Genomic DNA, 26,946 nt, shown 5'->3' with positions numbered 1-26,946 from the left:
GCGAAACTTGGCTGGAAACCATCGTCGTCATTTTCCCGTTTGCCTGAGCCAGAAAGTCATCCCGGAGTTCCTACCGTGATCCGCACTCAAAACAAGAAATACCGCTGCGCCATCGGCAGCACCTCGGCGGGACCGCAGGTGAGCAGTTCTCCGTCGGCGCGGACCTCGTAGGTTTCGGGGTCGACCTCCATCTTCGGGGTGGCGGTGTTCAGCACCAGGTCCGACTTTCCGATGCCGCGCGTGTTGCGCACCGCCAGCGTCTGCTTGGCCAGCCCCAGCGTGCCGCGAATGTCCGCTGAGAGCGCCGCTTCGGACACGAAGGTCACGGCGGAGTGTTCGACCGACCGGCCGTAGGCGCCGAACATGGGCCGAGAATAGACCGGCTGCGGCGTCGGGATCGAGGCGTTGGGATCGCCCATCTGCGCGCAGACGATGGTGCCGCCCATCAGCACCATCTCGGGCTTCACGCCGAAGAACGCCGGCGACCAGAGGCAGAGATCGGCGCGCTTGCCTTCAGCGATGCTGCCGATCTCGTGTGACAGCCCATGGGCGATGGCCGGGTTGATCGTGTATTTCGCGATGTAGCGGCGCACCCGCATGTTGTCGTTGTCGCCGGTTTCCTCGGGCAGCTTGCCGCGCTGCTTCTTCATCTTGTCGGCGGTCTGCCAGGTGCGGATGATGACCTCGCCCACCCGGCCCATGGCCTGGCTGTCGGACGCGATGATCGAGAACGCGCCCATGTCGTGCAGGATGTCCTCGGCGGCGATGGTCTCCTTGCGGATGCGGCTTTCGGCAAAGGCCACGTCCTCGGGGATCGACTTGTCGAGGTGGTGGCAGACCATGAGCATGTCGAGATGCTCTTCCAGCGTGTTGACCGTGTAGGGCCGCGTCGGGTTGGTGGACGAGGGCAGAACGTGCTCTTCCCCGCAGATCTTGATGATGTCGGGCGCGTGCCCGCCGCCCGCGCCCTCGGTGTGGAAGGCATGGATGGTGCGGCCCTTCATCGCCTTCACCGTGTTCTCGACAAACCCGGATTCATTCAGAGTGTCGGTGTGGATCATCACCTGCACGTCATAGTCGTCCGCCACGCCCAGGCAGCAGTCGATGGCGCCGGGCGTCGTACCCCAGTCCTCGTGCAGCTTGAGCGCGCAGGCGCCCGCCATGACCTGCTCGATCAACGCGCCGGGCAGCGAGGCATTGCCCTTGCCCGCGAAGGCCAGGTTCATCGGAAAGGCGTCGGCGGCCTGCAGCATCCGCCCGATGTGCCAGGGCCCGGGGGTGCAGGTGGTGGCCAGCGTGCCGTGGGCGGGACCGGTGCCACCGCCCAGCATGGTGGTCAGGCCCGAATGCAGCGCATCCTCGATCTGCTGCGGGCAGATGAAGTGGATGTGGCTGTCGAAGCCCCCGGCGGTGAGGATCCGCCCCTCGCCCGCGATCGCCTCGGTTCCGGGGCCGACGATGATGTCGACGCCGGGCTGGGTGTCCGGATTGCCGGCCTTGCCAATCTTGTGGATGCGGCCGTCGCGCAGGCCGATGTCGGCCTTGTAGATGCCGGTCGAATCCACGATCAGCGCGTTGGTGATGACGGTGTCGACGGCGCCGTCTGCGCGGGTGTGTTGCGACTGGCCCATGCCGTCGCGGATCACCTTGCCGCCGCCGAACTTGACCTCTTCACCGTAGACCGGGGCGTTCGTGCCCATCGCCTGCCCCACCCGCTCGGCGGTCAGGTCGGCCTCGACCTCGATGATGAGGTCGGTATCGGCCAGCCGCAGCTTGTCGCCCGTGGTGGGACCGAACATCGCCGCGTAATCGGCACGGGAAATGGTGGCGGGCATGGCGAAATCCTTACTTCAGTTTCAATCCGCGCTTGGCGAGGCGGCGGGCGTTGCTGCGGGTCTTGGCGCGCAGCGGCCGGATCGCCGAGGTCACGATCTGGTCGGGCCGTTCGCCACGCATCGCGGCAAAGGCCGCATTCATCGCCGACTGGGTCAGAGCGGCGGGCTTTTCATCCACCATCCGCGTTCGTTCCGATGCGGTGACGTTCCAGACCCCGGCCATGCCCCAGAGGCGCATGGCGATGACCGACTGTGCCTCGGCCAGGAGGTATCCCATCTGAAGTGATGCGCCCCAGAGGTCGAACGGGGTGACCATGGTTGTGCGTTTCATACCGTCGTCTCACCTTTGAAAATGCGGCCTGACCCGCGGAAACCGGTTGTCTGTCCCATGTCACGTCGGCGCGCCCGCGTCGAACGCGGCATCTACCGGCACCTGCGTGGCCGTGGCGAGCGCGTTGGTCTGCGCCGCCATGGCGATCACCGCCAGCATCTCGGTGTGCTGGGCGTCGGTCATGCCCTTGGCCCGCGCCGCGGCGGTGTGGGAATGGACGCAATAGCTGCATCCGTTTGTCACCGACACGGCGATGTAGAGCATCTCCTTGACCAGCGGATCGAGCGTCCCCGGCCCCATCACCACCTTGAGCCGGTCCCAGGTCGCCGCCAGCAGCGCCGGGTCGTGGGCCAGCGCGCGCCAGAAATTGTTGATGAAATCCGACCCGCGGGTAGCGCGGATGTCGTCGAAGACCGCCCGCGCTTCGGGCGTCAGATCGGCATCGGACAAAAGAGGCAGGGTCGCCATGGATCAGGCCTCCGACCCCGTTCGCGGCAGACGCTCCGGCATAGGCGGCGGGGCCGAGGGCGCGCGATGCGGTTTCGCGGTGCCGGGGCGCAGTTCGCTGATCTCGGCGCTGCGCCGGCGCAGCGTCACGGCTTTGGGCCGGGTCACCGGCGCCAGTCCGGCAAAGGTCAGATGGCTGCGCCAGGTGTGGTCCATGACGACCTTGGCCATGCGCAGCTGCTGTTCGATCATCCGCCCCGCCAGCGTGCAATAGGCTGCGGTCAGGTCGTAGGGTTTCACGCGCCAATTCATCTTCGTCTCCCTCTGTCTCTCGCAACGGCCCGCTCAGAGCGCGCCCATCACCGCCTGGTTGAACCCGTAGATCCTGCGCGCACCGGCCATGTCGACCAGCGTCACCTCGCGCCGCTGGCCCGGTTCGAACCGCACCGCGGTGCCCGCGGCGATGTCGAGCCGCTTGCCCCGCGCCGCGTCCCGGTCGAAGTCGAGCGCGGCGTTCGCCTCGGCAAAGTGGTAGTGGCTGCCGACCTGCACCGGGCGGTCGCCGGTGTTGGCCACCATGACCGTCACCGGTTCGCGCCCGGTGTTGAGCGTGAGATCGCCCGGCGCGGGAAAGAGCTCTCCGGGGATCATTTGCGGGCGCGCCCGCGCTGCCGCGCCACGGCAAGACCCCCGGCGAGAGCGATCACCGCCAGTCCGCCCGCCACCGCGAGCCAGGACGCCCCGTCATGCGGATGCAGATGCGCGCCGGGATGGGCCAGCGCCGGGCCCGCGGCCAGCAGGGTAGCGGTCAGAGGAAAGAAACGGGTCATCATCGGAGTCCTTTCAAAGTCAGCGGATCGGGTTGTGAACGGTGACAAGCTTGGTGCCGTCGGGAAAGGTCGCCTCGACCTGCACCTCGTGGATCATCTCGGGCACGCCCTCCATGCACTGGTCGCGGGTGACGACCTGCGCACCTGCCTGCATCATCTCGGAGACCGACCGCCCGTCGCGCGCGCCCTCGACCACCGCGTCGGTGATGAGCGCAATGGCCTCGGGGTGGTTGAGCTTCACGCCCCGCGCCAGACGCTTGCGGGCGATCTCGGCGGCCATGGCCACCATCAGCTTGTCTTTTTCGCGGGGGGTCAGTTGCATGTCAGAGCGTCCAGGGTCTGGGCAAGTCCGCGCCCGAGAGCAGGCGCAGGACCGGGATGAGGTGACGGCGCAGCTCGAACCCGTCGGGAGCCACGAGCCGCAGGAAGAGGATGGACCGGTCCGGGGCGCTGACGCCGGCGGTCCGCGGCAGGATCGCGCGCAGCGGGTCCAGATAGGTCTCGGCCCCCGGTGCCGCGAGCAGCACCGAGGCCATGGCATGCGCCCCGTCCGCGACGCCGCAGCGGGTGAGCGCCGCCGCCGCATCGCCGTCGAGCCGCAGGCGGTCGGCAAAGGCGAGCCGGCCATCCACGCGCAGGTCGATCCTGTCCCGGAACGACAGCCGGTGCACCACCTCGCCCATGGCCGCGCGGCCGAACAGCAGCGTTTCACAGGCCAGCACCCGCGCATCCGCCGTCATGCGGATGTCGAGGCGCCGGTCGAGCGCGGCGCCGTCGAACAAAATGGTCTCCTGCGGCAGCCATTCGATGCGCGCGCCCGCGCCGGCGGTCAGCACCGTGTGAACCTCGCCCGGCGCGCCGGGCTGGGCGCGATAGATGCGTTCCGCCGCCTGGGTGGTCAGCGACAGCGCCGCGCCGGTCTCTGCCTCTGCCGACAGCGCGAACCGGTCGCCGCCGGTGATGCCGCCCGCGGTGTTGAGCCAGACCGCCTGCAACGCGCCTGTCCCGTGCCGTGGAAACAGCAGCTTGCCCGATCCGGACTGCGACAGGTCGCGCAGGACCGAGGCCACTCCGCGCCGACCCACGCGCAGATGCCCGCATCCGCGGGCGCGGTTGCTGTCGGTCACGGCTGGGGCGCGGTCAAAGGGAATGGCGGTTCTCTCCTGGGCTGTCAAAGCGCATGCAAAGGGCCGGAGGCCCCGGGCAGATGCCAGCACACCCCGCGGGACAGAGACAAGCGCCGCGCTGAAATATCATGCGCCCGGCCCGTGTCACGGCGCATTCTGCCTGCTTTTTCAGCACCTGCCCCGTCATCCCGTCGCCGTCGGCTTCTCCGGCGCCGCCGGGGAATAGGCGCAGCGGTCGGGCTTCAGGTCGATGAGCGGCGTGGCGTTCAGGCAATCGAGCCCCCGCACCGTGACGCGCGGTCCGTCAACGCGGATCAGCCGCACATGCGCCGTGCCGATCGGATTGGGCCGCACCGGGGAGCGCAGGGCGAAGGTGCCGCGTGTCTCACCGTCGGATTTCGGGCTCTGCAGCACCAGGTCGCGCCGCGATTCGTGCAGCCAGTAAAGCACTTCGACCATCTCGTATGCCTCGATCCCGCGCAGCGCAGGGACCCATTCCGGCGCCAGGTGCAGCACGCACTCGGGTCCGTCGATGCGGCCCTGACGCGGACAAAGGTCGCGGGAGGTGAAGGGTGTTTCGATATGGCCTATGAAGCGGAGGACCGCATCGGCTGGCGGGGCAAGGTCGACCCGCTTTTCGCCCGCGCGCATATCGTCGGTGTCTGCCATCCGCTGCCCCCTGTGCCTTGAGACAGCCTAGCCGATCCATGGGCGTTGACCAGATCGCAGATTGCCCGTGCGGCAAGAGATCGCCGCCGGATCGCTAGCCTCAGCCCGCCTTTGCCACCAGCCCCGGCAGGGCGCTGAAATGGTCGAAGGCTGCGGCGGGCGCGATCTCTGTGACCCCGGTCTTGCGATAGCCATGGGTGTAGAGAAAGAAGGGCAGCCGGGCAGCTTGGGCGGTCTCTGCGTCGACCTCGCTGTCGCCCACGTAGAGGCACCGGTCGGTGTCCAACCGCCGCAGACACTCCAGAAGCGGCCCCGGATCGGGTTTGCGCACCGGCAGGCTGTCACCGCCGACCACGGCCGCGAACCGGTCGAGCAGGCCGAAATGCGCGAGCACGCTGCGGGCAGGGGCTTCGGGCTTGTTGGTGCAGATCGCGAGCGGATGGCCGGCCCCGGTCAGGGCCGCCAGCGCGCTCCTTACGCCAGGATAGACCTGCGTCAGCTCCACGGCGCCCTCGTACCGGTCGATGAACTCTTCAAGCAGTGCTCGATGCGCGCTGTCCGGAATGCCCCGCGCGGCGCGCATCCGCTCGATGAAGACGCCCGCCCCGCTGCCGATGAAACTGACGGTTTCGGCCAGGTCCAGCGGCGGCAGGTCGCGCGCCGCAAGCAGCGTATTGGCGATGCCGCGAATGTCCGGCGCGCTGTCGATCAGCGTGCCGTCGAGGTCGAAGACAACCGCAACCGACGCCACGCTCAGGCCACCGCGTCGCGGATCGCGCGCATGTTGGTGCCATAGGGCGCGGGATCGGCCACCGACCCGCCTCGGAACACCGCCGAGCCCGCGACCAGCACGTTCGCGCCCGCCGCAACCACCGCGGGCGCCGTGGACGGATCGACACCGCCGTCGATCTCGATATGCACGGGGCGGTCGCCGATCAGCGCGCGCAGGCGCCGGACCTGGTCGACCTGGCTGTGGATGAAGGATTGCCCGCCGAAACCGGGGTTCACGGTCATCACGCAAACCAGATCGCAGAGGCCCAGCAGCGGCGCCGCCGCCTCGACCGGCGTGCCGGGATTGAGCGCGAGGCCGGCCTTGCAGCCCGCCGCGCGGATCGCCTGCAGCGTGCGGTGCGTGTGCGGCCCGGCCTCGAGATGCGCGGTCAGCACATCCGCGCCGGCCTGGGCATAGGCGTCGATATAGGGATCGACCGGGGAGATCATCAGGTGCACGTCCATCACGGTCTTGATGTGCGGGCGGATCGCCTTGCAGAGCGCCGGGCCGAAGGTGAGGTTCGGCACGAAATGCCCGTCCATCACGTCGACATGGACCCAGTCCGCGCCCTGCGCCTCGATCGCCTGGATCTCCTGTCCGAAGTTGGCGAAATCGGCCGAGAGGATCGACGGGGCGATCTTGATGGAACGGTCAAAGGTCATGGCGCGGCTCCTTGCAGGTTCGACCTGCAAATCCGCGCTGCGGGCGGCGGTGTCAAGACGCACCACGCCAAGGGTGGTGGAAACGTCATGGCGGGAAGCGGTCTGGGGGGCCGTGGGTTGGAAACCCACCCTACGCTCGGAAGGTAAGCGAGGACGACGCGGCCTGCGTCCTCACCGAAAGATTTTCTCGCCCTGTTCGTCGATGACTTGCCGCGCCTTGCGCAGGGACGCCTCCACCGCATCCTCGCGGTCGCGCAGCAGGTCCGCCCGGATCAGTTCGTGCACCCTTGTCTCGCCGCCGCTGTCCAGTTCGATCCGGGCGCCGATCCGGTACTGGCCGTCGACCACGGCGGGCTCCGGGTAGATGCGGAAGCCTTTGTACTCGACGGGCTCGACCTGCGCGGCGGATGCCTCACCGCCGCCGCCGAAAAGTTTCTTGAGCCAGGACATCCCGCGCCCTTACTGGTCCAGGAACGACCGCAGCTTGCGCGACCGGCTCGGGTGCTTGAGCTTGCGCAACGCCTTGGCCTCGATCTGGCGGATGCGTTCGCGGGTGACGGAGAACTGCTGGCCCACCTCTTCGAGCGTGTGGTCGGTATTCATGCCGATGCCGAAGCGCATGCGCAGCACCCGTTCCTCGCGCGGGGTGAGGGACGACAGGACCCGTGTCGTGGTCTCTTTCAGGTTCTCCTGAATAGCCGAGTCGAGCGGCAGGACGGCGTTCTTGTCCTCGATGAAATCGCCGAGCTGGCTGTCTTCCTCGTCGCCGATGGGCGTCTCGAGGCTGATCGGCTCCTTGGCGATCTTCATCACCTTGCGGACCTTTTCGAGCGGCATCTGCAGCTTCTCGGCCAGTTCCTCCGGCGTCGGTTCGCGGCCGATTTCGTGGAGCATCTGGCGGCCGGTGCGCACCAGCTTGTTGATCGTCTCGATCATGTGGACCGGGATACGGATGGTCCGCGCCTGGTCGGCAATCGAGCGTGTGATCGCCTGACGGATCCACCATGTCGCATAGGTCGAGAACTTGTAGCCGCGGCGGTATTCGAATTTGTCGACGGCCTTCATCAGGCCGATGTTGCCTTCCTGGATGAGATCGAGGAATTGCAGCCCGCGGTTGGTGTATTTCTTGGCGATGGAGATCACCAGGCGCAGGTTCGCCTCGACCATTTCCTTCTTGGCCTGGCGCGCCTCTTTCTCGCCCTTCTGGACCTGCTGGACGATGCGGCGGAATTCGCTGATGTCGAGGCCCACATAGGTGCCGACCTGCGCCATGTCGCCGCGCAGCTCCTCGACCTTGTCGGCCGAGCGTTCGATGAACATCTGCCAGCCACGGCCCTGCTTTTCGGCCATCCGCTCCATCCAGTTGGGATCGAGCTCGCGGCCGCGGTATTCGTCGATGAACTCGCGCCGGTTGATGCGTGCCTGGTCGGCCAGCTTCACCATGGCGCTGTCGATCGACATGATGCGCTTGTTGATGCCGTACAACTGGTCGATCAGCGCCTCGATGCGGTTGTTGTGCAGGTGCAGTTCGTTCACCAGCTTCACGATCTCGCCGCGCAGCTTCTGGTATCGGCCCTCGTCCGCGTCCGAGAAAGATCCGTCCTCGTTCAGAGTCGCCGAGATCCGGCTGTCCTGCATCGCGGCCAGTTCTTCGTAATCGCGGGCGATGGTGTCCAAAGTCTCGAGAACCCGCGGCTTGAGCGCGGTTTCCATGGCGGCAAGGCTCATGTTCGCCTGCTCGTCCTCGTCCTCGTCTTCGTCCTTGCTGATCGGGTTGCCATCGGCGTCCAGTTCCTGCGACTCGTCACTTTCTGCCTTGGGCTTTTCCACCGGCGCGACGCCGTCGACGACCGGTGCGGCCAGTTCGCCGTCTTCGTCGAGCTGGTTGCCGAATGTGGTTTCAAGGTCGATCACGTCGCGCAGGAGAATGTCCTCGGACAGAAGTTCCTCGCGCCAGATCGTGATCGCCTGGAAGGTCAGCGGGCTTTCGCAAAGACCCGCGATCATGGTGTTGCGCCCGGCCTCGATCCGCTTGGCGATGGCGATCTCGCCTTCACGGCTCAGCAGTTCGACGGACCCCATCTCGCGCAGGTACATGCGCACCGGGTCGTCCGTGCGGTCGAGCTTTTCGCCCGAGCCGGAGGACAGTGCCACTTCCTTGTTGGAGGAGGTCTCCACGAGGTCGGTCGACCCCTTGTCCTCTTCCTCGGCCTCTTCGTCCTCTTCGGTGACCTGGATGCCCATTTCCGACAGCATCGACATCACGTCCTCGATCTGGTCCGAGGACACCTGATCGGGCGGCAGCACCTCGTTCAGCTGGTCGTAGGTGATGTAGCCACGCTCGCGTGCCTCGGCGATCATCTTCTTGACCGCCGCCTGGCTCATGTCCAGGGAGACTTCTTCGTCCTGCACGTCCTGCTTGGCGTCTTCGTTGTCTTTGGCTGCCATGTGGTGCTCCTGCAAGGGGCGATGATTCGGGTCTGATTCGAATAACTCGAATCAATAGCGCGATATACCGATTCGCACACCCGTCTACCCTGATTTCCTTACCAATTCCTCGTCCATAGCGGCTTATGAGCCAGATTTGGGCGATTCGATCTTCTCCAGAAGCGCGGCAAAGGCGCTGCGCTCGTCCTTGTCCATGCGGGCGCCGTTGGGCCCGGTGTCGTATTCCGCCGAATCCACCTGCTGCGCCCGTTCCGCCAGTGTCATGGCCTGCGCCGCCTGCGCCAGCCGCCACGTCAACGCTTCGTCCGCGAGGCCGTCGAGGTCTTCCGACGCCTCCGCGATCTCGGCCAAGAGACCGCGCCGGGCGTCCAGTTTCGCCAACTCCTCCGCCACCGTCTGGCGCGCAAGGTCCACGTCGCTGGGATTGCGCACACAGGGTGTTATGGCCACATGGCGCGCCGCGAAGAGGGATTCAAGGGCCTCGGCCCCTATTCTGTTCTCGGCCTCGGCGCGCAGGGCCGCGGGATCGGACCCGTCGCTGCGCAGCAGCAGGTCGCGCAACGCCGCGTGCACCGGGTCGGAACAGGTCATCACCTCGACTTGGGTGTCGAATTCCGCAATGATCTGCGGCGTCGACAGCAGCGCAGCGAGGATCACGGCCTCGCGCAGCCGGTCCTGCCCTTCGGCTCCGGCGGCGACCAGCAGCGACAGCTTTGCGCTGTCGGTGGCGGGCGGCGGCGCTTTCCAGTCGCGGCGCGACCGCGGGCCGGTGCCGGAGGGGCGCGCACGGAACAGCTGCCAGCGCAGGTCCTTGATTTCCTGGCCATAATGGCTGCGCAGGCTGGGGTCCTTGATCTGCAGGATCGTCTCGCGCAATGCCTTGTCCAGCGCCGCCTTGCGCTCGGGACTGTCAAAGACCTTGCCCTCGGTCTCGCGTTTCCAAAGCAGCTGCACCATCGGCAGGGCGCGGTGCAGCACCGCCTGTACGCCCTTGGCGCCCTCGGCCCGGATCAGGTCGTCGGGGTCCTTGCCCTCGGGCATGAGCGCAAAGCGCAGCGACTTTCCCGACTCCATCAGCGGCAGGGCGAGGTCGATCACCCGGTAGGCGGCGCGCAGCCCCGCCGCGTCGCCGTCGAGTGCCACGATCGGCTCGTCCGAGATGCGCCAGAGCAGTTGCAACTGGTTTTCCGTCACCGCCGTGCCCAAGGGCGCCACCGCCGCTCCGAACCCGGCCTCGACCAGCGCGATCACGTCCATGTAGCCCTCGGCGACGATCAGCGGCAAACCCTTACCGGCGGCCTCGCGCGCGGGGCCGTGGTTGTAGAGGTTGCGGCCCTTGTCGAACAGCTCGGTCTCGGGCGAATTGAGGTACTTGGCGTTGTCGTTGGGGTCCATTGCCCGGCCGCCGAAGGCAATGCAGCGTCCGCGGGCATCGCGGATCGGGAACATGATGCGGTTGCGGAAGACGTCGTAGGGCTTACCGCCCTTGGTGGACTCGCGCACGAGCCCTGCCGCCTGGATCAGCTCCGCCGGGACACCCTTGCCCTGCAGATGATCCCACAGGTTCTGCCAGCCGTCCGGCGCAAACCCGATGCCGAACCGCTCCTGCGTCGCCTCGCTCATGCCGCGCCGGGCCAGGTAGTCGCGCGCCGCCCCGCCCTGCCCGGTGCGCAGCTGCAGGCGGAAGAAGCCCGCCGCGGCCTCCATCACCTCGGCAAGCTCGGTGCGGCGGTCGGCCTTCTGCTGCGCCTGCGGGTCGCGCTTGGGCATCGGCATACCGGCTTCCTGCGCGAGGATTTCCACCGCCTCCATGAAGCCGACGTTCTCGGTCTCGCGCACGAAGGAGATCGCGTCGCCCTTGGCGTGGCAGCCGAAGCAGTAATAATAGCCCTTGCGATCATCGACGTGAAACGATGCGCTCTTTTCCTGGTGGAACGGGCACGGCGCCCACATGTCGCCCTTGCCCTGGTTGGACTTGCGGTTGTCCCACAGCACCTTGCGCCCCACGACCTGGCTCAGGCTCGTGCGGGTGCGCAATTCGTCCAGAAATCCCGGGGGCAGACTCATGCCGGTATTATCCCGTGCCCCCGAAGCAGAGTCCAGCGGGCGAGGCGTTCCGCCGCCAGCCAAACGCGCGGCGTTCGATCGAACGTGTCAGGATGCAGCCCACGCCGCGGCCCACACCCAAAAGGTGGCGGCTGCGACACACTGCGCGGGCGTGCCCGCACCGCTGGATCACGTTTGCAAAGTGCGGCTTACTGCGCGAGGCAGGCCTCCATCCAGCCCAGGCCGACGCCGCTGCCCAGCTGATCCTCCGGCAGTTCGTAAATCCATGCTGCGAGGTCAGGGACGACCGTGGCGTATTTCTCGGCCTCGCCGGAAAGCGATCCGGAGACATCCTGGATCGCCGCAGTCCTGTCGGCACCACCCGTGCGCGCCTCGACCACGGCCATCACGACGTTCCGCTGCACGTCGCATTCTGCCTCGGCGGTCTGCGCTGCAACGGGCGAAGCGACCGGTCCGGCGGCGACAAACGCGAGGGAAAGACAAAGGGCACGAAGGGACATCACGGGTCTCCTGGTCTGCGAACATCTGTCCCGGCACTAGCGCCCAAAGGCCGCGCTGTCACGCCCCCGACCGTGCGGCCAGCGATGACATTGCCGTGTCCAGCTCATGTACCAGCGTCCCGGCCATGGACCGGTACCCCAGGATGAGGAACCCTGTATCGTCCAGCCGCGTGACCGACACATGGCAATGCTGCAAGAGGCTGCGTGCGGTGCAGCCCGGCGCAAAGACCTCTGCCCGCAGGTCCAGCGGCACCAGCCGCGCCAGCACCGCCTCGCAGCCCGCGCCGCTCAGGTGCAGCGCCGCCCAGCCGTCCGACTGGTCGGTCACCGCCGCATGTCGCGCCAGTGCCGCATCGGGTTCCGGCCCCAGCAGAAACGCCTGCCGCCGCCCGGACCAGAGGATGCGCGCGCCATCCGCTTCGGCGCTGTGGCCCGGCTCCGGAAAACCCAGGCCATACGCCGTCTGCAAAGCCCCTGACAGCGCCGCCTCCTGTCCTGCAAACGGCGCGATCGAGGTGATACGCCCCGTATCCACCTCGCTCAGGGTCCAGCCGCCCCGGGTGATCGGCAGCAGCACGTCGCAGGGCGATCTGGCTTCAAGCTCACCCACGCAACCGCCCTCCCTCTGGATCGACGCGCACCGAGTCGGTGACGGTGCACAGCACCTCCGCCCCGCGCAGGTGGTCAACCATCTTCACCACTTCGCCCTGCCGCGCCCGTCCGTCGCGCAGGAACCCCAGCGCCAGCGGCGCGCCCAGCGTCGGCGAATACCCCGCCGAGGTCACATAGCCCTGTGCCGCCGCGCGCTCGGCCTTGTCGTCGGGCGCAAAGAGGAACGCCCCCGGCAGCAGCGCCGACCGGCCATCCTGCGGCGCAAGGCCCACCAGCTGTTCGCGCTCCGGGCCGACCAGGCCGGGCCGCGCCGCCATGGTCTTGCCGATGCACTCCTTGGCGGCGCTCACCATCCGGTCCATGCCAATGTCAAAGGCGGTGGTGCGCCCGTGAATCTCGGCATGGGTGATGTGCCCCTTTTCCAGACGCAGCACGTTCAGCGCCTCCATCCCGTAGGCGCCGCCGCCCATCGCCTCGGCCCGTGCCACCAGCAGGTCGAAGAGGCTGGCGCCATAGCGCGCCGGCACGGCGATCTCGTAGGCGTGTTCCCCCGAGAAGGAGATGCGGAACAGCCGTGCCGCGACGCCGCCCAGCCGCACCGGCCCGCAGGCCATGAACGGGAAGGACGCATCGTCGACCGGCGTTTCCAGCAGCCCGTTCAGCAGGTCGCGCGATTTCGGTCCCGCTACGGCGAACTGCGCCCAGCTTTCCGTGACCGAGATCATCGCGAGGTCCAGATGCGGCACAAGGCACTGATGCACGAACTCCAGATGTTTCATCACCGCCCCCGCTGCCGCGGTGGTGGTCGTGATGACGAAATGCCCTTCTCCCAGCCGCGCGCAGGTGCCGTCGTCCATGACATGCCCGTCCTCGCGCAGCATCAGCCCGTAGCGCACCCGCCCCGGTTTCAGCGTCGACATGCGGTTGGTGTAGACGAGATCGAGGAAGTCCGCCGCGTCCGGTCCCTGCAAGTCGATCTTGCCCAGGGTGCTGACGTCGCAGATGCCCACGTGATTGCGCACCATCCCGACCTCGCGGTCGCAGGACTGCCGCCACGTCGCCTCTCCGGCCTGCGGAAAATAGCTCGCGCGATACCAGAGCCCGGCCTCGATCATCGGCGCCCCCCGCGCCCGCGCCGCTGCATCCGAGGTTGTGCGCCGGCGCGGCGCAAAGCCCATCCCCTGCGCCCCCGCCCCCATAGCGGCGATGCTGACCGGCACGAAGGGCGGGCGAAAGGTGGTCGTGCCGGTCTCGGGAATGCCGCGCCCGGTGGCATCCGCCAGCACCGCAAGCGCCGCGACGTTCGACGACTTGCCCTGGTCCGGCGCCATGCCCTGCGTGGTGTAACGCTTCATATGCTCGACCGAGCGGAAATTCTCCTGCGCCGCCTGCACCACGTCCTTGACCGTCACGTCGTTCTGGAAATCGAGCCAGGCCCGGCCCCTGCCCGGCACCGCCCAAAGCGCCTTGATCCGGTAAGGCGCATCCTCGGCCTCGGGCAGGGCGGCGTCGGACGGCGTCCGCCCGAGGTCACGCGCCACAAGTGCCGCCGCCGCGGCCCCGGCAGACAGGCAGCCATGGGTCGAGAAGGCTCCGGCGCAGGCGCCTGCCGCCGTCATCCCCGGCACCATGCCGTCCCGCGGCACGAAGGCCGCGATGTCCTCGCGCCAGTCCGGCCGGCCGTTCATGTGGCACGCCAAGTGCAAGCTGGGGTTCCAGCCGCCCGACACGGCCAACGCATCGACGGCAATCGACTCCTCGCCGCGCGGTGTGCGGATGCGGATCGCCTCGACCCCGTCGCGCCCGCCCGCGCCGCGGCAGACCTGCGCGCCGGTGTAGACCGGGAAATCGCCCTGCACCTTCGCATCCGTCCGGCTGTCGATCACCGCCGCCACATGCACCCCCGCCGCCGCAAGATCGCGCGCGGTGCGATGGGCATCGTCAGTGTTGCCGAAGACAGCGACCCTGCGCCCCGGCACCACGCCCCAGCGGTGCAGGTAGGCGCGCATCGCGCCGGCCAGCAGGATGCCGGGCCGGTCGTTGCCCGCAAAGGCCACCGGCCGCTCCAGCGCCCCGGCGGCCAGGATCGACCGCTTCGCAACAATCCGCCAGAAACATTCCAGCGGCGCGCCCTCGGCGTCCGGAACGATCCGCTCCAGCGCCCCGAAGGTGCCCTGGTCATAGGCGCCGGTCACCGTCGTGCGGGTCATCACGCGCACCTTCGGATGCGCCGCAAGGTCGCGCTGCATCGCCGCCGCCCAGTCGGCACCGGGCTGACCATCCACCGTCTCGTCCTCGGACAAGAGCCGCCCGCCCAGCACCGTGCCCTCGTCGCAGAGGATCACGTCGAGCCCCGCCTCCGCCGCGCGGTGCGCCGCCATCATCCCGGTCGGGCCGCCGCCGATCACCAGCAGGTCGCAGAAAGCAAAGGCCTTCTCGTACCGGTCCGGGTTCGACTTTCCCGACAAGGCCCCCAGCCCCGCCGCGCGGCGGATTGCCGGTTCGTAGAGCTTTTCCCAGAAGGCGCGCGGCCACATGAAGGTCTTGTAATAGAACCCCGCCCCCAGGAACGGCGCCGCGAGGTCGTTGAGCGCCAACAGATCCCAGTCGAGCGAGGGCCAGCGGTTCTGGCTCCGGACCTGCAGCCCGTCGCGCAGCTCCACCATGGTCGCGCGGGCATTGGGCTCAGACGCCGCCCCCGCCCCCAGGGTCACCAGCGCGTTCGGCTCTTCCGATCCCGCCGTCAGCAACCCGCGCGGCCGGTGATACTTGAACGACCGGCCCAGCAGCTTCACGTCGTTGGCCACCAGAGCCGAGGCCAGGGTGTCCCCGGCGAACCCGGAATAGCGCCGCCCGTCGAAGGTGAAGGACAGCGCCCTGCCCCGGTCCACACGGCCGCGTCCATTAATCCGCATCGCGCATCTCCGCCGCCAGTTGGGCGCCCTCGACGGCGTGGCTCACCGTGTCGCGGGTCACCACGATCCAGGCGCCGCAGCCTGCCTCGTGCTGCCAGAGGTCGCGCGTCCGCCCCGCAGGATTGTCGCGCAGATGCAGGTAGGCGTCCCAGGCGTCCGTGCCGGCATCGGGCGCGGGCCGGTGCAGCCGCACCGCATCGCCGAGATAGGAAAACTCGCGCAGGTCCCGTTCTCCACAGATCGGACAGGGCAGCCTCATAGGCGCGCCCTACCGGTCATCTCGAAACGATCCGTCTTCATCTTGCCCCAAAACTCCCGCCGGAGGCTCCTGCCCCATCGACCCGCGTCAATGCAGGTTATGTTGCGCCCCGGTGCCCTCTTCATCCATCAGACCCACGCCGGTGCGGAATCGGTCGAGCCGGAACTTCGCCGCCGGCGCGTGGTGCCGGTCCTGCGCGATCAGATGCGCGAAGCTGAAGCCCGATCCCGGCACCGCCTTGAACCCGCCGTAACACCAGCCGCAATCGATATAGAGCCCGTCGATGCCGGTCTTGTCGATGATCGGCGATCCGTCCGGCGTCATGTCCATGATCCCGCCCCAGGACCGCAGCACGCGGGCCTTGCCGATCATCGGCATCAGCGTCATCGCGGCCTCCATGACGTGTTCCTTCATCGGCAAGTTGCCGCGGGCTGCGTAGGAGGCGTAGAAATCCAGGTCGCCGCCGAACACCAGCCCGCCTTTGTCGGACTGGCTGATGTAGAAATGCCCCATGCCGAAGCTCACCACGTGGTCGATGCAGGGCTTCAGCCCCTCGGTGACGAAGGCTTGCAGAACGTGGCTCTCGACGGGCAGGCGCATGCCCGCCATCGCCGCCACCTGCCCCGACCGCCCGGCGACGACGATGCCGACCTTCTTCGCGCGGATCGCCCCGCGGGTGGTCTGCACACCGGTGACCCGGCCGCCGGAGATGTCGATGCCGGTAACCTCGCAATTCTGGATCAGGTCGACGCCGCGCCGATCCGCCCCCCGCGCATAGCCCCAGGCCACCGCGTCGTGCCGCGCGGTACCGCCGCGCGGATGCAGCAGCCCGCCGTAGATCGGAAAGCGGGTGTTGTCGAAATCGAGGTAGGGCAGGTGTTTTCGCACTCCCGCGCGGTCCAGCAGCACCGCGTCGTCGCCCTGGTTGATCATCGCGTTGCCGCGCCGGGCGAAGGCGTCGCGCTGGCCGTCGGAGTGAAAGAGGTTGATCAGCCCGCGCTGCGAATGCATCACGTTGTAGTTGAGCTCGTCCTCCAGCCCCTCCCAAAGCTTCAGGGAATGGGAATAGAACTCGGAATTTCCCGGCAGGAAATAGTTGGCGCGCACGATGGTGGTGTTGCGCCCGACGTTGCCGCCGCCAAGGTAGCCTTTCTCAAGCACCGCGACGTTGCGCAGACCGTGTTCCTTGGCGAGGTAGTAGGCCGTCGACAGCCCATGCCCGCCACCGCCGATGATGACGATGTCATACTCGGATTTCGGCGCCGGATCGCGCCAGTGCGGGCCCCAGCCCCTATTACCTGTCAGCCCCTCGGTAAGAAGGCGCAGCGCGGAAAAACGCATCGAATGCTCCGTCCTGATGCCACAGACTAGTCGCCAGGAGGCGCGCCTTCCTTTGCCTTTTCCGACATTCCGCGTCGGAAACGGTCAGTCAGCGTAGGCGGCCCTGCGCTCGTCGCCGGTCAGCACATGCGGCACCGAGACCGGCGCGCCCGCGGCGTCGAAGAACGGGCTGTGCCGCGCCGTGCCGGCCATGTAGGCCCCCAGCCCGCGCTTGATCAGCCCGCCCAGCATGAACGCCAGTCCCTTGTCCTTGGTCGGCGCGCCCTGCCCGGACAGCGCAGATTTGACAAAGCCGTGCACCCGCACGGGGCCGAATATCGACGGATCGGCAAAGAGCGGTCGCCACATCCCCGCCAGCGGCATTCTCGAACTGCCCACCGTGTTGGCCAGAGGCGAGCCGCAGCAGGTGGCGTACCAGCGGTGCAGCCCCTTGGGAGACAGGCGCAGGCAACCGATGTGCTGCGCACCCGACGACATCTCGATGCGCGCGGGCAGCACCTGCACCAGCGACGACCCGCCGCCGGGTTCCAGCGCGCCCATCCGGTCCATGTGACGGGCAAAGGCGCGGCAGTCGCGGCAATAGCAGACCAGGTGGCAGACCTGCGCGGGTGCAGCATCGTGCAACAAGCCGGTGACTCCGCCGCAGCGGCAGGAAAAATGCGCGGTCCGGGTCATGGCGTCTCTCGCGGCCGGTTCTGGATCGAAATGCCGTCAGGATGTCAGAGCGGGCCGAAGTTGCAAGTCCCCCGGCCCGGTCATCGTCATTCGGCCATACGCAGCACCCGTTCGGTCAGTACATGGTCGACACCTTCGGGCGGGCAGCCGTTCATCTGCACGTTCGACGTGGTGTTGACGTCATTGCCCGCGATCATCGACACGCCCTTGATGCCGGTGGCCTGCGCGGCAAAGTCGATGTCCTTGAGTGCCACCACCTGGCTGCCGTGCACCGCGAGATCCGCAGCGACGCTGAAGCCACCGTAGGTCAGCAACACCGCCCCGCCGCCGGGCGCGCAGTTGTCATCGAGACCCAGCACCAGGCTCGAGGGCGAGTTGAACGCCTTGGGGTCGGTGTTGGTGCTGGCGATGATGACGCCGCGCAACTCGACCCCCTGGTTGAACTTGACCTTGCAATTGGTGACGAGGATGAAGTCTTCGTAGATGCCTGCCTGAAACGTGATCGACTGGTTGCCGCCGCAGGTCAGCGCCGTGTGCAGGCGGTCGGATTCGAAGCTGCCCGCATCGAATTTCCTGCCGGACAGCGCGATGCCGCCGGTCCCCGAGATCAGCCCGGGCGCATAGGTCGTGCCCCCCGCAAGCAGATCGGCGATGGCGTCGTCCATCCTGTCCAGCACGGTGAACGGATACCACGCCGCGCGCAGTGCCTCGGCCAGGCCCAGGTTCGACTCCATGCCCGATGCCGGCACCGACAGATCGGCGAGATCGGGCATCGACACGACCGATCCGGTTCTGAACAGCGAATTGCTGTTCAGGCTGACGTGGTCGTTGCCGTGCATGCAGAAATATTCGCCGAAGACGTTGTTGCTTTGCGTATCGACCACACGGCGGGCCATGAAGCCATTAAGGAAACACGGCGGCTCCCACATCCGGAAAACGGTGGAGGTTTCGACCTCGAACCCGGCGTAGCCGACCACATGCAGCATCAGGTTGTCGACGAAGTTGCCGCGCGCGGCGATTCGGCGGGCCGTCACCCGCACCGCGTCGCGGGCGTCGGCATCGGCGGTGAAGCTGGCGCTGTCCGTATCCCAGCGGCCAAATTCGATATCCTCGGCCCGGATCGCATCGCCGTGCAGGTCGACGGACAGGTTGGCCCGGGCGATCTCGATGGCGCGGGCCTTGGCGACCTGCGCCGAGGCGGTCACCCGCGACAGCAGCGCCGCGTGGGCCACTGCGTCGGTCGCGGTCTGCATCTTGGTCGCCTTGGCCGCCCGGTTGGAAAAGTCGATGGCCAGCCCGCCCATGATCAGGGTGATCATCAGGAAATAGATGGACAGGATCGTCAGGCTGCCGGTTTCATCGCGCAACCAGCGGCGCAGAATGGGCCGTCCCATCAGAATTCCGCCAGCTGCTGGTTGGCCACCACGACATCGCGGTCGCGGAAGATCGGGAAGCTGTTGATCGGCATCAGGTCGGTCACCGGCACCGTCAGCCGGGTGAAGATGATGCCATCGATCAGGGATGTCGTCACGGTGGCGCTGGCGCCGAAATTACCCAGCGCGGTCTTGATGAAGGCCTCGGCCGCATCTTCGGACCCGAGCCGTCCGGTGGCGTAGCTGCGGTTGGCGTCCTGCACGATGCGGTTGAACTCGGACTGCCGGTTGAACACCATCGACACGTCGATCACTAGAGAGAGGAACATCACGAAGACCGGCAGCCACAGGACCGCCTCGACGGTCTGGGAACCCTCCTCGTCGCGGGTGATGCGGCGGATAAAACGGGAAAGGCTTTTCATCGGGATGTCTCCTGGCAAGGCACGCGGCGTGAGGGCGCCGTTCCAGGAAGCTTTGCCATCAACTGTGGCGCGCCGGTGGCCGGATCCGGCCCGCGACGGCGAAGTCACGGCAAAACCGTGGACTTCACTTACGATTTTTCGCGATCTTTCGCGGATTTTGCCGCATCCGCGCCGAAGCGGCCGCCTCGGCGCGGCGCATGCGGGTCCGCGCGTTACAGTCCCTTGGCCCGGTAGCTTTGCGCGACCTTGCCGATGGCCACGAGGTAAGCGGCGGTGCGCAGGTCGGTGACGTCCTCGCGGCTATGCCAGATCTCGCGCATCGACTGGTAGGCGGCGCGCATCGTGTCGTCGAGGCCCGAGCGCACCAGTTCGAGTTCGCCTGCACCCTTGAGGTATTTTTCCTTGAATCCCGGGCTCAGCTGCCAGCCCAGCCCCTTGTCCGCGCTGAGCCTTTCCAGCTCGTCGACGACCAGCTGGTGGCGGGTTTCCTCCTGCCGCCGCTGCATCCGGCCGAAGCGGATGTGACTCAGGTTCTTGACCCATTCGAAATAGGACACGGTCACGCCGCCGGCGTTGGCGTACATGTCCGGAATGATCACCGTACCCTTTTCGCGCAGGATCTCGTCGGCACCGGCGGTGATCGGGCCGTTTGCGGCCTCGATGATCAACGGCGCCTCGATGCGCTTGGCGTTCGCCAGGTTGATCACCCCTTCGAGCGCCGCAGGGATCAGGATGTCGCAGGGCTTTTCCAGCACGCTGCCGCCGTCCTTCACATGGCTGGCCTCCGGGTATCCGGTGACGCCGCCGTGCTTGACGATCCAGCCGCGCACCGACTCCACGTCGATGCCGGAATCGTTGTAGAGCGCGCCGTCGCGTTCGATGATGCCGGTGATCACGCAGCCGTCTTCCTCTTGCAGGAACTTGGCCGCGTGGTAGCCGACGTTGCCGAGCCCCTGCACGATCACCCGTTTGCCGTCGAGCTTGCCCGAAAGGCCCGCGGCCTTCACGTCTTCGGGGTGGCGGAAGAATTCCTGCAGCGCGTATTGCACGCCGCGGCCCGTCGCTTCGGTCCGGCCCTGGATACCGCCGGCGTTGATCGGCTTGCCGGTCACGCAGGCCGCCGCATTGATGTCGGTGGTGTTCATCCGCCGGTACTGATCGGCGATCCAGGCCATCTCGCGTTCACCGGTGCCCATGTCGGGGGCGGGCACGTTCTGGCTGGGATGGATTAGGTCGCGCTTGGCCAGTTCATAGGCAAAGCGGCGGGTGATAAGCTCGAGTTCGTGCTCGTCATATTCGCGCGGGTCTATGCAAAGCCCGCCCTTGGACCCGCCGAAAGGCGCTTCGACCAGCGCGCATTTGTAGGTCATCAGAGCCGCCAGCGCCTCGACCTCGTCCTGGTTCACGGCCATCGAGTAGCGGATGCCGCCCTTGACCGGCTCCATATGTTCGGAATGCACCGAGCGGTAACCGGTGAAGGTCTGGATCTTGCCGCGCAGCCGCACCCCGAAGCGGACGGTATAGGTGGCGTTGCACACGCGGATCTTTTCTTCGAGCCCGGGGCTCAGGTCCATCAGCGCCACGGCCCGGTTGAACATCAGGTCCACGCTTTCGCGGAAGGTGGGTTCGTTGATCGGTGCTGCAGACATGATGGCGCTCCCTTTTTTTCTGAAACCGACGACTCGGTTGCTTGGAAAATGTGCAATCAGCGTATGACGACCCGGTAAAGATTGACCATGACTTATTTCCGGCCGCGCCCGCCCAACTTTTGACGCGGCGAATTTTCCGACTGTTCCGGCCCGGAGAACAATGATCGACCTCAGGACAATTAGCCCGAAATTCGATGATAATGCCCTGAAAAATCAAGGTAAACCGCCCAAATTTGGCCATTATACCCAAGCATAACCAGCCCATGTAACTGCGCGATGGTGGGGCGCGATCTTGGATGAGGGTCCAAGAGGAAGGTAATGGGATGTCAAATATGAAACCTGTACAAGAGGTCAGGCCGATCCCGCGCAACCGTGCTTCCGAAGCGTTGTTCGGACGGCGGCTGTCGCGGTTCGGACAGGACGAATCGGGCGCCATGTCCGAAGTGGCGATCGTCTCGTCCCTGCTGCTGATGGTGTTCGCCGGCATCGGCGTCGACCTGATCGGCAATGAACTTCAGCGTACCAAGCTGCAAAACACGCTCGACCGCGCCGTTCTGGCCGCCGCCGACCTGGAGCAGACGATCGACCCCACCGCGGTCGTGAACGACTACATGGACAAGATGAACCTGAACGGGTCCCTGTCCAACGTTTCGGTCTCCACCGGCCTGAACTACAAGGCCGTGCAGGGCGAGGCGACGGTCACGTCTCCGGCGAACTTCATGAAGACGCTGGGCGTCGAACAGCTTCAGGCGACCGCCCTGTCGGCCGCCGAAGAGCGGATCGCCAAGGTCGAGATCTCCATGGTCCTCGATATCTCGGGCTCGATGGACGACAACAACAAGATCGGAAACCTGCGCAACGCGGCGAACACCTTCATCGACACGGTGCTCGACGACGACACGCAGGACCTGATCTCGGTCTCGATGGTGCCCTATTCCGAGCATGTGAACGCCGGGCCTCTGCTGACCCAGCACATGCGCGTCAACTGGAAGCACGGCTACTCGCACTGCCTCGAGTTCCCGAACTCCGAATTCGACTCCGTCGCGCTGGACCTGAACCGCACCTACGAACAGATGCAGCACTTCCAGTGGAACTACTTCGGCAACAACGACCGCGATGACACCGTCTGCCCGCGCTATTCTTACGAGCGGATCACCCCGTTCAGTCAGGATGCGAACGAGCTCAAGCAGCAGGTCGCGCAGTTCCAGCCGCGTGCCGGTACGTCGATCTTCCTGGGCATGAAGTGGGGCACTGCCCTGCTCGACCCGTCGACCCGTACGATCGCCAACAGCCTGCAAAGCTCGGGCGACATGGACAGCGCCTTTGCCGGCCGTCCGGCGAACTACAACGACGTCGAGACGCTCAAGACCATCGTCCTGATGACCGACGGTCAGCATGACAAGTCCTACCGGATCCAGGACTGGGCCTACAACGAGCCGAGCGAGGTGGCGCACTGGGACCGCTACAACCTTTGGTACTACCTCGCGCGGAACGTGTCCTCGTACAACCGCAGTTATTTCTACGAGCAGAAATACAACGCCGAAACCGGCGACTGGCTTCTGGACAAGATCTGCGACGCGGCAAAGGAAAGCGGCATCGTGATCTGGACCATCGGATTTGAGGTCACCGACCACGGCGCCGGCGTCATGCAGAACTGCGCCTCCTCGCCCTCGCACTTCTTCCGTGTGCAGGGTGCCGAGATCCAGGATGCCTTTTATTCCATCGCCCGTGCGATCAACCAGTTGAGGCTGACCCAATGACCCGGAACATGCACACCAAACTGCGCCGCTTCTGGCTCAGCGAAGACGGGGCCCTGATGATCGTGCCCTTCGCCCTCTGGCTGCCGCTCTTCATCGGCATCGTCGTGTCGGGCATCGAACTGGGCGCCATCACCCTGCGGCACACCGTCCTCGAACGGGCGCTGGACCAGACCGTGCGGGACATCCGCCTGGGCACCGGCACGAACTACGATCACGCGTCGATCAAGGCGTCGATCTGCGAAAAGGCCGACATCCTCCCGGGCTGCGAAGACAACCTGCGTCTCGAGATGGTCAAGCTGAACATCCGCAACTGGCACGAGCCGCCCGCAGCGGTGGACTGCGTCGACCACTCCGAAACCGTGGCGCCGGTCCTGACCTTCGAATACGGCCGCGACAACGAGTTGATGTACTTGCGCGCCTGCTACAAGTACCGGCCCTTCTCTCCGGCCAGCGGCCTGGGATCCAGCCTGCGGACCGACAGCGAAGGTTATTCGGCCCTGATTTCCACCTCTGCCTTCGTGCAGGAACCGAGCTAAGGAGACGGACATGCTGAACAAGATCACCTCCCGCCTCCGCCGCTTCGGCCGGGACACCGACGGCTACGTCACCACAGAGGCGATGATCGTCCTGCCCGCGCTGCTCTGGCTCTTCGCCGCCTGCTGGGTCTACTTCGACCTGTCCCGCGAAAGCTCGGTGAACCAGAAGGCCAACTACACGATCGGCGACATGATCAGCCGGGAAACCGATCCGATCACGCCGGAATACATCGACAACACGTACAAGCTGCTCATGGCGATGAACGAATCGGACGCCGTGTCGACCGACATGCGCATCACCGTTGTGAAGTTCAACGCCAAGAACGGCAATTACCAGGTCGTCTGGTCCGAGGCACGGGGCAACCCGGAGCCGCTGGCCAACAACATGATGCGGCATTACGAAGACCGTCTGCCGATCATGGCCAACAACGACCAGGTGGTGATCGTGGAAACCTGGGACGACTACTGGGCCGACTTCCGCGGCGTGGGCATGGATTTCTTCGAGATCCGCACCTACTCCTTCACCCGCCCCCGCTTCGCGCCGCAGATCCTTTATGCGAGCTCCGAAGACGATGGCCAGGACAACGGCTGGGGCAACGGCGACCAGGACGCACCGGGCGGCTCGCTCTGCAACAACAACGCAGAGAACGCCACCGACTGCGCCAACGACAACGGCGAAGAGAACGTCGAGCCCAGCAAGAAGGGCAAGGGCAAGGCGTAACGCCTAGTCCGCCTGCCGCCGGGCGATCATCGCGGCGATCACATCCGCCACTGGGCGGGTCTGAGCGCCGGAGGTGACCCCGCCCACGGCAACCCGGCGTCCCAGCCGCCACCAAAGACCCGGCCGCCAGCATCCCGCTTGCGGCCGGTTCGTCGTCAGGGTGAAGCCATTGGACGGTTTCATCGCAAAGGCCCCTCGGTCGACCCGCACCACGTCGTCGATCCGCGCCAGCACCGCGCCCGAGGTGTCGCGCAGTTCGGTCTCGGTCAGTTCCAGCTCCAGCGCCGTCGCCTGCCGCATCAGCGCGGCCAGCACCAAGGCGCCCGCCCCAAGCGCCAGCAGGAATAGCTGCCAAACCAGGCTCGGCGGCGCCGCGAAGGCCATGTAGATCAGCAGCGCACCCAGAAAGACCAGCGCCCCCACCCCCAGCAGCCGCCGCGGGGCGGAGGCGGTGATCCGCGCGAGGATTTTCTCATCGGTCATGTGCGTGGCCCTTTCGCTGGCGATGCCGCGTCTTAGCGCCGCCGGCGCCGCCGGGAAACCGCTTTCCGCGCGTGCCTCTTCGCATAATGAGGCGGGACCGGACCTTTCCGGCCAATCGTTTCATCGCGGCAGGTCACGGAATGGACAGACGTCGTCTTCGAACGGCACATGCCGGCGGCGGAAAGACGTGCCGTCCAGTGCGGCCGGCCCGCTGATCCGATCCATGCGGAAATGTCTGAAATCGCAGCGCGCCGGGTCCCAGGCCACGAGATACCAAAGCGGCGGCAGGATCAGCATCGCCTGCGGTTCGACCTCGCGCGCCGTTTCTCGCCCTTTCGCATCGCGATAGTCGAAGCGGATCAGAAGGCGCTGCAGGAACGCGGTTTCAAAGGCGGGCAGCAGCTGCGGGTCGATCCGGCCCATGTCCGAAAGATCCTGCAGCGGCGACAGCTGGCCGATGTGAAGGCAATCCAGCACGGCGCGCAGATCCCTGACCTTGTCCGACGGCAGCGCGCGTTCGATCTTGGCCAGCCCGGCGTCGGCGAGATCCGAAAACGGCAGGTTGCCGGCGGCGCGCATCGCCGCGACGCTGATCAGGAGCGCGAAGACTTCGGGCACCGAAAGCCGTGCGGTGGTCTGCATGGACTGCGGATCAAGCTGCACGCCGCCGCCGCGACCGACATCGGAATGGATCACGAAGCCCTGGTCGCGCAGGGCGCCGATGTCGCGCAGAACCGTGCGGCGCGAGGCGCCCACCTCGCCGGCGAGATCGTCGATGGTGGTTGTGCCGTTGCGGCGCAGGCTGCGCACGATGGCGTCGTGTCTGGATCGGATGTTCATAGCCCAAGCCTAACATGAATGGTGTCATTTTTTGGCACCATTTCGGTCTAACCCGTCGTCATCGCAACCAATACGGAGAATAGACCAATGGAACGCACCGCAGTGAACCCCCGGGACTGGTCCCTGAAACTGGGCTACAATCAGGCCGAAGTGACCCGGGGCGCCGCGCGCCAGGTTGTCTGCGCCGGGCAGACTGCCGTGGATGGCACGGGCGCGCCCCAGCATCCGGGCGATATGCGCGGCCAGATCGGCCTCGCGCTGGACAACCTCGAGGCGGTGCTGACGGCCGCCGGCATGGGCCTTGGCGACGTGACCCGCCTCGGGGTCTATGCCACCGATGTGGACGAGGCGCTGAAGAATTTCGACCTTCTGGGCATGCGTTTCGGTCAGTACAACAGCGCCCCGCCGATGACTCTCCTTGGCGTGACGCGGCTGGCGATCCCCGGGCTGATGTTCGAGATCGAGGCGACGGCAGCGGTCTGATCCCCAATACCTCTCAGGAGGCGGCGGGCGGACGCACCTCGTAGCCGCGCTCCTCGGGTTCCTCGTCGATCAGTTCGTCGGGAAAGCCGGGGGCGGTGACCTTGAGCCCCGCCGCCTCTTCGAGCCGTTCGATGATGCGGTCGGTCTGGCCGCGCATCCCGTAACGGCGCGCGCCGTCCTGCATGATCTCGATCACCTTGGGTGACAGTTCCAGCGGCACCTGCGCGTCGTCGGCAAGGGCCTGGAAAAGCCCCAGGTCCTTGAGAATGAGGTCCATGGTGAAATCCACGTCCCGCGATCCCGACAGGATCAGCTGGCTTTCGGTTTCATGCACGAAGGATGTGCCCGACGAAATCCTGATCGCCTCGTAGGTCGTGGCCATATCGAGACCCTGCGCCTTCATCGTCACCAGAGCCTCGCAAAGCGTCAACAGGTTGGCGGTGGCAAGGTAGTTCGTCATCACCTTCAGCCGCGATGCCGTACCGACCGCGCCGGTGTGCAGCACCCGCCGTCCCAGCAACGTCAGAATCGGCAGCACCCGGTCAAAGGCGGCTCGGTCGCAGCCCGCGAAGATCGAGATGTTGCCGGTGGCCGCGCGGTGGCAGCCGCCCGAGACCGGGCAATCGATGGCGAGCGCGCCCCGGCCTGCAACCTCGGCCGCCTGCGCCTCGATCTGCGCTGGGTCGGTCGTCGACATCTCCATCCAGATCTTGCCCGGCCCCATCTCGGGCAGCATCGCATCCAGCACCGCGCGCGACGCGGCGGGGCTGGGCAGGCTGGTGATGACGACATCGGCGTCGCGCATCATCTGCGCAGGGTCCGCGCCGGCCTGCGCCCCGCGGGCGACGAAATCGGCGACCGGACCGGGATCGAGGTCGTGAACCACCAGATCCTGCCCGTTGCGCAGCAGGCTGCCCGCCAGTTTCGCGCCCACGGCGCCCAACCCGATGAAACCGATTTTCATGTCCGTCCCTCCCTCTGTCGGCACGACGCTGGCCCAAGGCGCCGCGACTGTCCGTTCCGGAACCGACATGCGACGCGACGGATGCTGCGCGCCGACAGGGTCCACCCTGCGGCAATCCGCGCAGGACAGAGTGACGCAAGGCGGGCGCAGAGTGGTGGCAATCGGGGCGTTTCGCCATAGTTTTTCCGGCAGGACAGCGCGTCGTGCACCGTTTCGTGTTACACG

30 protein-coding genes are annotated in these 26,946 nt (G+C 66.5%); 4 read left to right on the top strand and 26 right to left on the bottom strand.

The features are described from left to right. Nucleotides 1–86: 86 nt before the first annotated feature. The 23 genes from ureC to DU478_RS10800 all read right to left on the bottom strand — a co-directional run bounded on the left by ureC (nt 87) and on the right by DU478_RS10800 (nt 20,934). Entirely contained in the window at nt 87–1,835 is a 1,749-nt protein-coding gene (gene ureC, locus DU478_RS10910) for an urease subunit alpha (RefSeq protein WP_114510981.1), read from the bottom strand. A gap of 10 nt (nt 1,836–1,845) precedes the next feature. Next, nucleotides 1,846–2,166: an antifreeze protein gene (locus tag DU478_RS10905; RefSeq protein ID WP_233501201.1), complete on the bottom strand. Its 321-nt coding sequence runs from the start codon at nt 2,164–2,166 to the stop codon at nt 1,846–1,848. 60 nt (nt 2,167–2,226) lie between these two features. After that, nucleotides 2,227–2,634 (bottom strand): carboxymuconolactone decarboxylase family protein, encoded by a 408-nt coding sequence (locus tag DU478_RS10900; protein ID WP_114510980.1) that lies wholly within the window; start codon nt 2,632–2,634, stop codon nt 2,227–2,229. A gap of 3 nt (nt 2,635–2,637) precedes the next feature. After that, nucleotides 2,638–2,925, bottom strand: a complete 288-nt coding sequence (locus tag DU478_RS10895) for a hypothetical protein (protein ID WP_114510979.1) — start codon at nt 2,923–2,925, stop codon at nt 2,638–2,640. A gap of 33 nt (nt 2,926–2,958) precedes the next feature. Next, nucleotides 2,959–3,264: an urease subunit beta gene (locus DU478_RS10890; protein WP_114510978.1), complete on the bottom strand. Its 306-nt coding sequence runs from the start codon at nt 3,262–3,264 to the stop codon at nt 2,959–2,961. Further along, on the bottom strand, nt 3,261–3,443 hold the full coding sequence (locus tag DU478_RS10885) for a hypothetical protein (protein ID WP_114511030.1): 183 nt from the start codon (nt 3,441–3,443) through the stop codon (nt 3,261–3,263). Before DU478_RS10885 ends, DU478_RS10890 begins: the two co-directional genes overlap by 4 nt. Nucleotides 3,444–3,462: 19 nt before the next feature. After that, nucleotides 3,463–3,765 carry an urease subunit gamma gene (locus DU478_RS10880; RefSeq protein ID WP_114510977.1) on the bottom strand — a complete coding sequence of 101 codons (303 nt, stop codon included), beginning with the start codon at nt 3,763–3,765 and terminating at the stop codon, nt 3,463–3,465. A 1-nt stretch (nt 3,766) separates the two neighbouring features. Continuing rightward, the gene (locus DU478_RS10875) at nt 3,767–4,570 is read right to left on the bottom strand and encodes an urease accessory protein UreD (RefSeq protein WP_233501200.1); all 804 of its coding nucleotides are present in this window, start codon (nt 4,568–4,570) and stop codon (nt 3,767–3,769) included. Between the two features lie 183 nt (nt 4,571–4,753). Beyond that, a complete protein-coding gene (gene tsaA / locus DU478_RS10870; protein ID WP_114510976.1) occupies nt 4,754–5,239 on the bottom strand; it encodes a tRNA (N6-threonylcarbamoyladenosine(37)-N6)-methyltransferase TrmO in 486 nt (161 codons plus the stop codon). Nucleotides 5,240–5,339: 100 nt separating this feature from the next. Beyond that, nucleotides 5,340–5,990, bottom strand: coding sequence for a phosphoglycolate phosphatase (gene gph / locus DU478_RS10865; RefSeq protein ID WP_114510975.1), 651 nt, complete (start codon nt 5,988–5,990; stop codon nt 5,340–5,342). Nucleotides 5,991–5,992: 2 nt separating this feature from the next. Continuing rightward, nucleotides 5,993–6,673, bottom strand: coding sequence for a ribulose-phosphate 3-epimerase (gene rpe, locus DU478_RS10860; protein WP_114510974.1), 681 nt, complete (start codon nt 6,671–6,673; stop codon nt 5,993–5,995). A 171-nt stretch (nt 6,674–6,844) separates the two neighbouring features. Then, on the bottom strand, nt 6,845–7,123 hold the full coding sequence (locus DU478_RS10855) for an HlyU family transcriptional regulator (RefSeq protein ID WP_114510973.1): 279 nt from the start codon (nt 7,121–7,123) through the stop codon (nt 6,845–6,847). 9 nt (nt 7,124–7,132) lie between these two features. Then, nucleotides 7,133–9,121 (bottom strand): RNA polymerase sigma factor RpoD, encoded by a 1,989-nt coding sequence (rpoD, locus tag DU478_RS10850; protein ID WP_114510972.1) that lies wholly within the window; start codon nt 9,119–9,121, stop codon nt 7,133–7,135. A 123-nt stretch (nt 9,122–9,244) separates the two neighbouring features. Beyond that, complete coding sequence (gene dnaG, locus DU478_RS10845; RefSeq protein WP_114510971.1) at nt 9,245–11,188, bottom strand: DNA primase; 1,944 nt, start codon at nt 11,186–11,188, stop codon at nt 9,245–9,247. A gap of 188 nt (nt 11,189–11,376) precedes the next feature. Beyond that, the gene (locus DU478_RS10840) at nt 11,377–11,688 is read right to left on the bottom strand and encodes a hypothetical protein (protein ID WP_114510970.1); all 312 of its coding nucleotides are present in this window, start codon (nt 11,686–11,688) and stop codon (nt 11,377–11,379) included. Between the two features lie 58 nt (nt 11,689–11,746). Then, on the bottom strand, nt 11,747–12,298 hold the full coding sequence (locus DU478_RS10835) for a sarcosine oxidase subunit gamma (protein ID WP_114510969.1): 552 nt from the start codon (nt 12,296–12,298) through the stop codon (nt 11,747–11,749). Then, on the bottom strand, nt 12,291–15,215 hold the full coding sequence (locus tag DU478_RS10830) for a sarcosine oxidase subunit alpha family protein (RefSeq protein ID WP_114510968.1): 2,925 nt from the start codon (nt 15,213–15,215) through the stop codon (nt 12,291–12,293). Before DU478_RS10830 ends, DU478_RS10835 begins: the two co-directional genes overlap by 8 nt. Continuing rightward, nucleotides 15,205–15,474 carry a sarcosine oxidase subunit delta gene (locus tag DU478_RS10825; RefSeq protein ID WP_114510967.1) on the bottom strand — a complete coding sequence of 90 codons (270 nt, stop codon included), beginning with the start codon at nt 15,472–15,474 and terminating at the stop codon, nt 15,205–15,207. The genes DU478_RS10830 and DU478_RS10825 overlap by 11 nt, the downstream gene beginning before the upstream one ends. 87 nt (nt 15,475–15,561) lie before the next feature. Next, nucleotides 15,562–16,815 carry a sarcosine oxidase subunit beta family protein gene (locus DU478_RS10820; protein ID WP_114510966.1) on the bottom strand — a complete coding sequence of 418 codons (1,254 nt, stop codon included), beginning with the start codon at nt 16,813–16,815 and terminating at the stop codon, nt 15,562–15,564. 84 nt (nt 16,816–16,899) lie between these two features. Further along, complete coding sequence (locus DU478_RS10815) at nt 16,900–17,490, bottom strand: DUF6151 family protein (RefSeq protein ID WP_114510965.1); 591 nt, start codon at nt 17,488–17,490, stop codon at nt 16,900–16,902. Between the two features lie 86 nt (nt 17,491–17,576). Continuing rightward, nucleotides 17,577–18,884 (bottom strand): TadG family pilus assembly protein, encoded by a 1,308-nt coding sequence (locus tag DU478_RS10810; protein ID WP_114510964.1) that lies wholly within the window; start codon nt 18,882–18,884, stop codon nt 17,577–17,579. Next, the gene (locus DU478_RS10805) at nt 18,884–19,285 is read right to left on the bottom strand and encodes a TadE/TadG family type IV pilus assembly protein (protein ID WP_114510963.1); all 402 of its coding nucleotides are present in this window, start codon (nt 19,283–19,285) and stop codon (nt 18,884–18,886) included. Before DU478_RS10805 ends, DU478_RS10810 begins: the two co-directional genes overlap by 1 nt. A 212-nt stretch (nt 19,286–19,497) precedes the next feature. Then, nucleotides 19,498–20,934, bottom strand: a complete 1,437-nt coding sequence (locus tag DU478_RS10800) for a Glu/Leu/Phe/Val family dehydrogenase (protein WP_114510962.1) — start codon at nt 20,932–20,934, stop codon at nt 19,498–19,500. Between the two features lie 332 nt (nt 20,935–21,266). On the opposite strand from DU478_RS10800, the gene DU478_RS10795 reads away from it, so the two are divergent. Genes DU478_RS10795 through DU478_RS10785 form a run of 3 tightly spaced genes read left to right on the top strand, consistent with a single transcriptional unit; the run spans nt 21,267 to nt 23,951 of the window. Beyond that, complete coding sequence (locus DU478_RS10795; protein ID WP_325048096.1) at nt 21,267–22,694, top strand: TadE/TadG family type IV pilus assembly protein; 1,428 nt, start codon at nt 21,267–21,269, stop codon at nt 22,692–22,694. Between the two features lie 8 nt (nt 22,695–22,702). Further along, complete coding sequence (locus tag DU478_RS10790; protein WP_233501199.1) at nt 22,703–23,230, top strand: TadE/TadG family type IV pilus assembly protein; 528 nt, start codon at nt 22,703–22,705, stop codon at nt 23,228–23,230. Nucleotides 23,231–23,240: 10 nt separating this feature from the next. Further along, nucleotides 23,241–23,951: a TadE/TadG family type IV pilus assembly protein gene (locus DU478_RS10785; protein WP_114510959.1), complete on the top strand. Its 711-nt coding sequence runs from the start codon at nt 23,241–23,243 to the stop codon at nt 23,949–23,951. Nucleotides 23,952–23,954: 3 nt separating this feature from the next. Here DU478_RS10785 and DU478_RS10780 read toward each other — a convergent pair whose 3' ends face one another. Further along, nucleotides 23,955–24,434, bottom strand: a complete 480-nt coding sequence (locus DU478_RS10780; RefSeq protein WP_114510958.1) for a hypothetical protein — start codon at nt 24,432–24,434, stop codon at nt 23,955–23,957. 120 nt (nt 24,435–24,554) lie between these two features. Further along, entirely contained in the window at nt 24,555–25,274 is a 720-nt protein-coding gene (locus DU478_RS10775; protein ID WP_114510957.1) for a helix-turn-helix transcriptional regulator, read from the bottom strand. Nucleotides 25,275–25,361: 87 nt separating this feature from the next. Between DU478_RS10775 and DU478_RS10770 the strand changes: the two genes are divergently transcribed. After that, nucleotides 25,362–25,757 (top strand): RidA family protein, encoded by a 396-nt coding sequence (locus tag DU478_RS10770; RefSeq protein ID WP_114510956.1) that lies wholly within the window; start codon nt 25,362–25,364, stop codon nt 25,755–25,757. A gap of 13 nt (nt 25,758–25,770) precedes the next feature. Here DU478_RS10770 and DU478_RS10765 read toward each other — a convergent pair whose 3' ends face one another. Continuing rightward, nucleotides 25,771–26,790: an NAD(P)-dependent oxidoreductase gene (locus DU478_RS10765; RefSeq protein WP_407703157.1), complete on the bottom strand. Its 1,020-nt coding sequence runs from the start codon at nt 26,788–26,790 to the stop codon at nt 25,771–25,773. Nucleotides 26,791–26,946 lie beyond the last annotated feature (156 nt).

This window comes from Thalassococcus profundi (genome assembly GCF_003344785.1).
GTDB classification, from domain to species: Bacteria; Pseudomonadota; Alphaproteobacteria; order Rhodobacterales; family Rhodobacteraceae; genus Puniceibacterium; species Puniceibacterium profundi.
Note: the sequence above shows the minus strand (reverse complement) of the source record. Positions and strands in the feature narration are given on the sequence as shown.

Bases quoted from the DNA above. Each gene is read 5' to 3' on its own strand.
- DU478_RS10780 (WP_114510958.1), bottom strand. From the start codon at position 24,434: ATGACCGATGAGAAAATCCTCGCGCGGATCACCGCCTCCGCCCCGCGG.
- DU478_RS10825 (WP_114510967.1), bottom strand. From the start codon at position 15,474: ATGAGGCTGCCCTGTCCGATCTGTGGAGAACGGGACCTGCGCGAGTTT.
- ureC (WP_114510981.1), bottom strand. From the start codon at position 1,835: ATGCCCGCCACCATTTCCCGTGCCGATTACGCGGCGATGTTCGGTCCC.
- DU478_RS10880 (WP_114510977.1), bottom strand. From the start codon at position 3,765: ATGCAACTGACCCCCCGCGAAAAAGACAAGCTGATGGTGGCCATGGCC.
- DU478_RS10765 (WP_407703157.1), bottom strand. From the start codon at position 26,790: ATGTCGGTTCCGGAACGGACAGTCGCGGCGCCTTGGGCCAGCGTCGTG.
- tsaA (WP_114510976.1), bottom strand. From the start codon at position 5,239: ATGGCAGACACCGACGATATGCGCGCGGGCGAAAAGCGGGTCGACCTT.
- DU478_RS10820 (WP_114510966.1), bottom strand. From the start codon at position 16,815: ATGCGTTTTTCCGCGCTGCGCCTTCTTACCGAGGGGCTGACAGGTAAT.
- DU478_RS10775 (WP_114510957.1), bottom strand. From the start codon at position 25,274: ATGAACATCCGATCCAGACACGACGCCATCGTGCGCAGCCTGCGCCGC.
- DU478_RS10840 (WP_114510970.1), bottom strand. From the start codon at position 11,688: ATGTCCCTTCGTGCCCTTTGTCTTTCCCTCGCGTTTGTCGCCGCCGGA.
- DU478_RS10815 (WP_114510965.1), bottom strand. From the start codon at position 17,490: ATGACCCGGACCGCGCATTTTTCCTGCCGCTGCGGCGGAGTCACCGGC.
- DU478_RS10905 (WP_233501201.1), bottom strand. From the start codon at position 2,166: ATGAAACGCACAACCATGGTCACCCCGTTCGACCTCTGGGGCGCATCA.
- DU478_RS10810 (WP_114510964.1), bottom strand. From the start codon at position 18,884: ATGGGACGGCCCATTCTGCGCCGCTGGTTGCGCGATGAAACCGGCAGC.
- DU478_RS10805 (WP_114510963.1), bottom strand. From the start codon at position 19,285: ATGAAAAGCCTTTCCCGTTTTATCCGCCGCATCACCCGCGACGAGGAG.
- rpoD (WP_114510972.1), bottom strand. From the start codon at position 9,121: ATGGCAGCCAAAGACAACGAAGACGCCAAGCAGGACGTGCAGGACGAA.
- DU478_RS10795 (WP_325048096.1), top strand. From the start codon at position 21,267: ATGAAACCTGTACAAGAGGTCAGGCCGATCCCGCGCAACCGTGCTTCC.
- DU478_RS10885 (WP_114511030.1), bottom strand. From the start codon at position 3,443: ATGACCCGTTTCTTTCCTCTGACCGCTACCCTGCTGGCCGCGGGCCCG.
- DU478_RS10800 (WP_114510962.1), bottom strand. From the start codon at position 20,934: ATGTCTGCAGCACCGATCAACGAACCCACCTTCCGCGAAAGCGTGGAC.
- DU478_RS10790 (WP_233501199.1), top strand. From the start codon at position 22,703: ATGCACACCAAACTGCGCCGCTTCTGGCTCAGCGAAGACGGGGCCCTG.
- DU478_RS10770 (WP_114510956.1), top strand. From the start codon at position 25,362: ATGGAACGCACCGCAGTGAACCCCCGGGACTGGTCCCTGAAACTGGGC.
- rpe (WP_114510974.1), bottom strand. From the start codon at position 6,673: ATGACCTTTGACCGTTCCATCAAGATCGCCCCGTCGATCCTCTCGGCC.
- DU478_RS10900 (WP_114510980.1), bottom strand. From the start codon at position 2,634: ATGGCGACCCTGCCTCTTTTGTCCGATGCCGATCTGACGCCCGAAGCG.
- DU478_RS10855 (WP_114510973.1), bottom strand. From the start codon at position 7,123: ATGTCCTGGCTCAAGAAACTTTTCGGCGGCGGCGGTGAGGCATCCGCC.
- DU478_RS10785 (WP_114510959.1), top strand. From the start codon at position 23,241: ATGCTGAACAAGATCACCTCCCGCCTCCGCCGCTTCGGCCGGGACACC.
- DU478_RS10890 (WP_114510978.1), bottom strand. From the start codon at position 3,264: ATGATCCCCGGAGAGCTCTTTCCCGCGCCGGGCGATCTCACGCTCAAC.
- DU478_RS10830 (WP_114510968.1), bottom strand. From the start codon at position 15,215: ATGCGGATTAATGGACGCGGCCGTGTGGACCGGGGCAGGGCGCTGTCC.
- dnaG (WP_114510971.1), bottom strand. From the start codon at position 11,188: ATGAGTCTGCCCCCGGGATTTCTGGACGAATTGCGCACCCGCACGAGC.
- DU478_RS10895 (WP_114510979.1), bottom strand. From the start codon at position 2,925: ATGAATTGGCGCGTGAAACCCTACGACCTGACCGCAGCCTATTGCACG.